General features: G+C 36.9%; 5 protein-coding genes and 1 tRNA gene. 5 read left to right on the forward strand and 1 reads right to left on the reverse strand.

Annotated elements, in window-relative coordinates:
- The first annotated feature begins 33 nt into the window (after positions 1–33).
- The 3 genes from KO524_RS12245 to KO524_RS12255 all read left to right on the forward strand — a co-directional run bounded on the left by KO524_RS12245 (position 34) and on the right by KO524_RS12255 (position 3,518).
- Complete coding sequence (locus tag KO524_RS12245) at positions 34–1,938, forward strand: M1 family aminopeptidase (RefSeq protein WP_219294465.1); 1,905 nt, start codon at positions 34–36, stop codon at positions 1,936–1,938.
- A 77-nt stretch (positions 1,939–2,015) separates the two neighbouring features.
- Entirely contained in the window at positions 2,016–3,359 is a 1,344-nt protein-coding gene (rseP, locus tag KO524_RS12250) for an RIP metalloprotease RseP (protein ID WP_219294466.1), read from the forward strand.
- Between the two features lie 85 nt (positions 3,360–3,444).
- Positions 3,445–3,518: transfer RNA gene (locus KO524_RS12255), tRNA-Asn, on the forward strand.
- A gap of 320 nt (positions 3,519–3,838) precedes the next feature.
- Here the strand turns inward: KO524_RS12255 and KO524_RS12260 are convergent.
- Positions 3,839–4,933, reverse strand: coding sequence for an Omp28-related outer membrane protein (locus tag KO524_RS12260; RefSeq protein WP_219294467.1), 1,095 nt, complete (start codon positions 4,931–4,933; stop codon positions 3,839–3,841).
- Between the two features lie 137 nt (positions 4,934–5,070).
- On the opposite strand from KO524_RS12260, the gene KO524_RS12265 reads away from it, so the two are divergent.
- Entirely contained in the window at positions 5,071–5,580 is a 510-nt protein-coding gene (locus KO524_RS12265) for a TlpA disulfide reductase family protein (protein WP_219294468.1), read from the forward strand.
- Positions 5,581–5,593: 13 nt separating this feature from the next.
- Positions 5,594–7,255 (forward strand): DUF6029 family protein, encoded by a 1,662-nt coding sequence (locus tag KO524_RS12270; RefSeq protein ID WP_219294469.1) that lies wholly within the window; start codon positions 5,594–5,596, stop codon positions 7,253–7,255.
- Positions 7,256–7,990: the final 735 nt, after the last annotated feature.

Consider the following 7,990-nt stretch of genomic DNA (forward strand, 5'->3'; position numbering starts at 1 on the left):
ATGCCTATGAAAATCCAGATAAAAAAAACATTTTTGTTTTTTACTCTTTTGCTTTCACTACAGCTGGCCGCACAGCAAACCCCAGTTGAGGAGCGTGAGGCCTTAATAGCGAGAGAGCAAAAGAATGCCGAGGCTATAATGGCTTTCAATATAAATCCCAATACACAGAATTATGATATTACCTATCAGAAGCTGGAATTGAGTGTTGATCCGGCAGTGTATTATATTAAAGGTGTAGTTACGGCTAAATTTAAAGCTTTAGAACCTATGAATAGCGTGGTTTTTGACCTTAGTAATACCTTGAGAGTTGCAACGGTTAAAGAGGGAAATACCGTACTGAATTTTGCACAAAATCAAGCCGACGAATTAGTTGTTCAATTGCCAACAACTTTAACTGTGGGCCAAGAAAAATCAATTGTAATTACCTACGAGGGTGTACCTCCAAGAAATCAAGGTAGCTTTACAACTTCTAGGCACGGAAGCAACCCGATATTATGGACGCTATCCCAACCTTTTGGAGCAAGTGATTGGTGGCCTTGTAAGCAAGATTTAACAGATAAAGTGGATGCTATTGAGGTGTTTATTACCGCTCCTCAAGCCTATAAAGCCGTAGCTAACGGTGTTGAAGTGGGATTGGTCAATAATAATGATGGAACCACTACCACTCATTTTCGTCATAATTACCCGATACCGGCTTACTTAGTGGCAATTGCTGTAACAAATTATCAGATCTATCTTCAAAATGCGGGGACTGCTCCAAATGAATTTCCGATTGTGAATTATATTTACCCGGAAAATTACAATAGGGTGGTGCCGCAGTTGCAGCAAACCATACCGATAATGAATTTATTCGAATCCCTTTTCGGAACCTATCCTTATGCCAACGAAAAATATGGGCATGCTCAATTTGGATGGGGTGGAGGAATGGAACATTCAACGGTGTCTTTTATGGGGTCATTTGGTGAGGGATTGATAGCACATGAGCTCGCTCATCAGTGGTTTGGAAATAAGGTTACTTGTGGTTCTTGGCAAGATATTTGGCTCAATGAAGGCTTTGCGGAATACGCTGCGGGATTGGTAGTTCAAAATTTGCGTGGGGAGTCGCAGTTTAGAAATTGGAGACAAGATTTAATTAGTGATGTCACTTCTCAAAATGGAGGTAACCTTTATTTGACAACTCTTCAAGCCTTAAATTCAGACCGAATTTTTAGTAGTAGAATCACGTATAATAAAGGGGCGATGACGGTACATATGTTGCGATATGTATTGGGCGATCAGGCCTTTTTTGCTGGAGTGAAATCATATTTAAATGATACTAACTTAGCTTATAAACACGCTTATACACCGGATATAAAGACTCATTTAGAAAATGCATCAGGAAAGGATTTATCCGTATTCTTTAATCAATGGGTTTTTGGAGAAGGTTTTCCAACTTATACCGTAATGGCTCAACAATTGGGCTCGGTTGTTTCTTTGAATGTGAGTCAGCGTACCTCTTCTGTTGAAGTACCGTTTTTTCAAATGCCGTTAGAAGTGCGATTGAGTGGAACTCAGGGCGAAACAAAGACGGTAACACTAGACAATACTTTGCCACAGCAGTTGTTTGAAGTGGAAGCCAATTTTGTAGTACAGTCTATAGTAGTAGATCCAAATAGTCATATTATTACTGGGTTTAATTCGGGAACCTTAGCTGTAAGCGATATGCTTATAAAAGATACCGCCATTTCCATCTACCCCAACCCGGCCTTTACAGAGCTTTATCTCGAAAGGAATGATGCTTTTAGTCTTGATAAAATAGAAGTATATGATGGAAAAGGAAGTTTGGTAGGTACATTTAAGGAGTATCGTTTTTCGATTGCGCATTTAGCCAAAGGGAATTATCGATTGGCAGTCACTACAAATCAGGGGGTTTTTCATAAAACTATTATAAAACTCTAGTCAAATCTAAAATAAATGCAATTAGTAAAACTAAAATTTTACTTTTGTCAGAATATTATCGAATCTAAAATTAAAAAATGGAAATAGTAATTAAGCTTTCTCAATTCTTATTGAGTTTATCACTTTTAATTGTATTGCATGAATTGGGACATTTTATTCCCGCTAAAATATTTAAAACGAGAGTTGAAAAATTCTACTTATTTTTTGATGTAAAGTTTTCGCTGTTTAAAAAGAAAATTGGCGATACCGTATATGGAATTGGATGGTTGCCTTTGGGTGGTTATGTAAAGATTTCAGGTATGATTGACGAGAGTATGGATTCGGATCAAATGAAGCAAGAACCACAGCCGTGGGAGTTTCGTTCGAAACCAGCTTGGCAAAGATTAATCATCATGTTAGGGGGCGTTACGGTAAACTTCATCTTAGCTTTTGTAATTTATATTGGGATGACTTACTATTATGGGGAGTTGTTTATCAAGAATGACGATATAAAAAAGGGTGTTTGGGTGGTCTCTCCTGCTTTGGAACAGGCGGGTTTGCAAACTGGAGATAAAATTATCGCAGTTGACGGAAAAAAGATAGAAACCTATAACGAAATCAACGGTAAATTGTTGATGGGAAAGGAAGTGCTTGTTGAGAGAGACGGTCAGGAAAAGAGTATTGTATTTCCAGTGGACTTTATCGATCAGATTATGCAACATAAATCTCCGGGTTTAGTAAGTCTTCGAATTCCGTTTATCATTGCCGGATTGCCTGAAGATAGTCCAAATGCTAAGGTTTTTGAGCCTAAAGATCAAGTCGCAGCTATTGCGGGACAGCCAATCGAATTTGCCGATCAGGTTCAAGGAGTATTGAATCAACACAAAGGTGAGACTGTGGATGTCGTTGTAAAACGCAACGGAAAAGAAGAATTGCTAACTGCTCAAGTAAACGAGGACGGAAAATTAGGGGTTGCTTTTGCTCCAGGATTGACTTATTCAAATATGGAGCAATTGGGCTTATATAAATTCAATAAGGAGCAATACGGACTTTTGGAGTCAATTCCGATAGGAATGAATAAGGGTAAAGAGAAGTTGATGGACTATGGAAAGCAATTAAAAATGATTGCGTCTCCAGAGACGGGAGCGTATAAAGGAGTTGGTGGTTTTAAAGCTATTTTCGATATTTTTCCTAGCTTTTGGAGTTGGGAAGCTTTTTGGAGTATAACGGCTGTTTTGTCTATTATGCTTGGGGTGATGAACCTTTTGCCTATTCCTGCACTCGATGGAGGTCATGTAATGTTTTTATTATATGAAATTATTACAGGACGTAAACCAAGTGATAAATTTATGGAGAATGCGCAAATGGCTGGTTTCTTTATACTTATAGCCTTGCTTTTATTTGCAAACGGGAACGATATATATAAGGCAATATTTAAGTAATTAAAAAAGTAGAAATTTTCAGAAAACGACTTGCGTTTTCTGAAAATTCATTCTATATTTGCATCGCAATAAAGGTAACACACCTTCCTCCTTAGCTCAGTTGGTTAGAGCATCTGACTGTTAATCAGAGGGTCCTTGGTTCGAGCCCAAGAGGGGGAGCAAAATAAGAAAGCTAGACATATGTCTGGCTTTTTTTGTTTGTAGTCTGTTTTTGTGGCGGTGGAGTTTTGTTTATAGTGCTGTAGAAGCAGAAACAAAGATGTTATGGTGTGGAGGCTGTGTTGGGAAAGACGCGAGGAGGATCGAAGCTTTTAGAGATGATAGTGATAGAACAAAACACAAAAAAGCAGCTTAAAAGCTGCTTTTTTGTGTGTTAAGCCATTTTGGCGTCTGAGGTTATCATGGAATTTTAAAAAACAAAAGAGACCGGCCAAATTTTACTTGGACGGTCTCTTATAGATTGATTATAATTGAAAAAATTAATTAACGTATTCGAAATCAAGAGTGTGATTTGCTGCTGCTCTTTGTACGTTTAAAACAACTCCTTTGTCATCTAAAATAGCAACTACAACTTTTAGTTTAGTGATGTCTTCTGATTTAAAGGTAGGGATAGAAGTATTAATTGTTACTTTACTATCTTTTGCAGAAGATGCATTGTCTATGCTGGTACCAAGTAAGTTTCCAAAAGTAGCTCTTAAGGTGTTGTTATGTATGAAATTAGGAAGTGTGCCTCCGCCACCATATAAATTTGTATAGTTGGTTTGTTTGTACTTTAATCCGTCTTCTACTATAAATACAACGTATTTAAGATTTTGAAAAGATTCTTTAAAAGATAAAGAGATATCAACAGTACCAGAAGTAGCTGTTAAGTTGGATTCTATTTTGATTCCAATTGGAGAGCTTTCTTTTAGATGCGGCGCGTTTATTGGTATTTGGTAATTTGTGTTTTCAGGTGGCGACCATAAGGTGCTTCTGTTGATATATGCAGTTGGATAACCTCTTACTCCCAGTTTGTTTTCTAACACGGCTCTTCCAGCAAAAGTAAATGGATCTGGTCCGAAAACAGGATTATGTATAGCAACAGCAATCATTTTATCTGATGCGGCTTCGGCAAGTTCAATTGCTTTTGATACTCTTGGGCACCATCCACAACCTGCTCCCGTGAAATCTTCAACTAATACTTTGTGAGCAAAAAATTTGTTTGTGTTGTCTACAGGGTCAACTGTTACTACAATTGAAAGAGAATTACTAGTTAAACCGTTCCATTTGGCTATTACTTTATATTCACCAACTGCATCAGGTGTGAATTGATTTGTTGGGATAGTAATATCATTAACTTCAAAATCGGCAGATTCTGAAACATTGGTTCCCTTTTCGTCTAGGACTGTAAAAACATAGGTTACATTTTCAATTAAAGTCGATGAGGTTTGAGAAGCAGTTAGTTTAATTGATGATGTAGCTGGTCCTGGCGGTGGCGGTGGCGGTGCTGGATTCGAGTCGTCGCTACTGCTACAAGAGATTGATAGTCCTAAAATAAGGACTAGAGGCATGATAAATTTAATAATTGAATTCATAAGTTAATTTTGTTAGAAATTTAACAATATACATTAATTGGTTGATTGGTATAACTGCACCAAAGTAAATCAAAAAATTTGAAATATGAAATTTTAGTTTATTTTTTTTATATATTTACAAAAAAATATTTTAAATTATGAAAATTAAGAGATTTGGATTTCTTGTGATTTGCATGCTACTTACTAGTGGTGCTGGAGTTTTTGCTCAGAGCAATAAGGGAAAACTGCCTGTTGCAACGATTAAGGATTTAGATGGCAAGAGGGTAGAACTTTCTAAATACAATTCTAATGAAAATCCCGTTATTGTTAGTTTTTGGGCAACTTGGTGTGGGCCTTGTATCAATGAATTGACAGCAATACATGCTGTGTATGAAAAATGGCAAGAAGAGACTGGTGTGGAGTTGGTTGCTATATCTATTGATGATGCTAGAACGAGTAAGCGTGTTCGTCCAATGGTCAGTGGAAAAGGATGGGATTATAAGATTTTATTAGATGATAATCATCAAGTTAAAAGAGCTATGAACGTTGTGAATGTGCCTTATACTTTAGTATTATTAAAAGGAGAGGTTATTTTTGAGCATGCTAGTTATACTCCGGGTTCGGAAAAAGCCATGTATGCCGCTATAAAAAAACATTTAAAGAAATAATACATAGTTAGACATGAAGAAAAAACTCCTCTCTTTGCTTTTGGCGTTAAGTGGTTTTTATACATATGGGCAATTACAAGTTGGATTAGAATCTAATTCACAATGGTATGTTGACGACAATAAAATTAAGTTATCTGAAAATGATGCTGAAGAGCGCTTTCGCTCAGGGAATTATTTAAAAGCAGATTATTATTTGAAAAAATGGGAATTTGGTGTACAATTGGAGTCCTATGCTCCAAAAGCGCCTATGAACTATAATGAATTATTCGATAAATTTAATGTAGGAACTATTTATACTAGGTTTAATGATACTGAATCAGGGGTAGATGCTACGGTGGGGCATTTTTATGATCAATTCGGAAGCGGTTTGGCTTTTAGGTCATGGGAAGACCGACAATTGGGAATTAATAATGCTGTTTTTGGTGCAAGAATTAATTATACTTTTGCCGATCAGGCAATTAAATCAACTTTATTAGGAGGGAGACAACGTATAGGTATGGGGTTTGATTTGGCCAAATCGATGTTATATGGTGCTAACTTAGAGGTGAGTCTTTCAGACCTAATGAGTATGGAAGATTTTGAATTAGCCTTAGGAGCTAGTTATGTGTTGCGATATGAAAACATAACGGATTTATTTCCAAATGCTGATAAGACGACAACAGTAACCTCTGCAAGAGTTGATTTGGGTAAAGGTGGTTTTCATTGGGGTGTAGAATATGCTTTTAAATCAAAAGATTTACCAGTGGAATTTTTCGAAATTCAAAACGATTTACCAAAAAGAAGTGGTAGTGCTTTATTGATGAATATGGGTTACTCGCAAAAAGGTTTTGGAGTAACAGCAAATTTAAGAAGAATGGAAAACTTTAGTTTCTATTCAGAAAGAGGTTTGGCAGGGAATTTATACAATCAAGGTGTTGTAAACTACATACCTGCTTTGACAAAACAATATGATTTTTCGTTGCAAAATATCTATGTGTATCAAGCACAGCCCAATTTGACTTTTATTCCGCTTGAAAAATCAGGTGAAATTGGAGGACAGGTTGATTTGTTTTACACTTTTGAACAAGGGTCTCCTTTAGGTGGGCAATTCGGAACTGAAATTGCTTTAAATGGGTCATATTGGTCTGGTTTAAAAAATTCTAACGTGGATTTAGAAACTCGTAATATGGATGTGGAATTTTTGGAATTTGGACAAAAGTACTATTCGGATTTAGGTATTGAAATAACCAAGAGATGGACTGAAAAATGGGATACTAAATTTTCTTACCTTAAGCAGTATTATCATAAAAAATATGTAGAAGATACTTTTGGTGAGGTGAATTCACATTTTGTAGGTGCTGAGGCTACTTATAGATTTGGTACGGCTCAATCGGTTCGTTTACAAGGTCAGCACATTTGGGTTGATGAGGATAAAAAGAATTGGGCAGGAGCTATGTTAGAATACAATTTGAATTCGACTTACGGCTTTTTTGTTAATGATATTTATAATTATGGCAACGAAGAGGAAGAACAAAAGATACATTACTATAATGTAGGTATGAGTTATACTAAAAGTAAAACACGTGTGTCTGTTAGTTATGGTCGCCAGCGTGGAGGATTGTTATGTGTAGGAGGTGTATGTAGAATGGTTTCCGAAGCAGCAGGTTTGACAGTTGGAATTTCAACTGCTTTCTAGAATGTTTTAGGTTTTTTATAAAATGGGAACCCAGTGATTTTTCACTGGGTTTTTTTGTTTTAAGCAGAGAATAATTTAAGAAAAGCAGCGTCACCGGTTTTTTATGTGAAGCGTGGCATGTTTTCTTGCTGCAGCCTTTCAAAAGTGCATTTATCCTCTATGTATAGTATAACGCTTTAAAGCGGATTTGCCTATCCGCCTATCTGCCCATTTGCGAGTGCGCTTAATTTACAAACCCATATTTTAAATCTTCAGCACTTTAAAGCGAATATGCCCATCAACCCATTCGCGAATCCGCCTTCATTATATATAGGTGTGTTTTGGTTGCCTATTCGCTGATTCGTCCATTCGCTGATTCGCGAGTGCCTTTAATTTATATGCCTCAATTTTAAACCCACAGCATTTTATGGCGAATTCGCCCATCTGCCCATCCGCCTTCATTATATAGGTGTGTTTTGTTTGCCTATTTGCCCATCTGCCCATCTGCCCATCCGCGTATCCGCCTTCAAGAATAGTTAACAGAACACAGTAATTTTAAACCCACAACATTTTAAAGCGAATTCGCCTATCCGCCCATCCGCGTATCCGCATTCAAGAATAGTTAACAGAGCACAGCAATTTTAAACCCACAGCACTTTAAAGCGAATTCGCCCATCTGCCCATCCGCGTATCCGCTTTTTTAAGTATCTGCACTAAAGCTAAAGTAAGGGGTATTAGTCTGTTAAGAAAGGGGCT

The organism is Flavobacterium sp. NKUCC04_CG (assembly GCF_019345525.1).
Taxonomy (GTDB): Bacteria; Bacteroidota; Bacteroidia; order Flavobacteriales; family Flavobacteriaceae; genus Flavobacterium.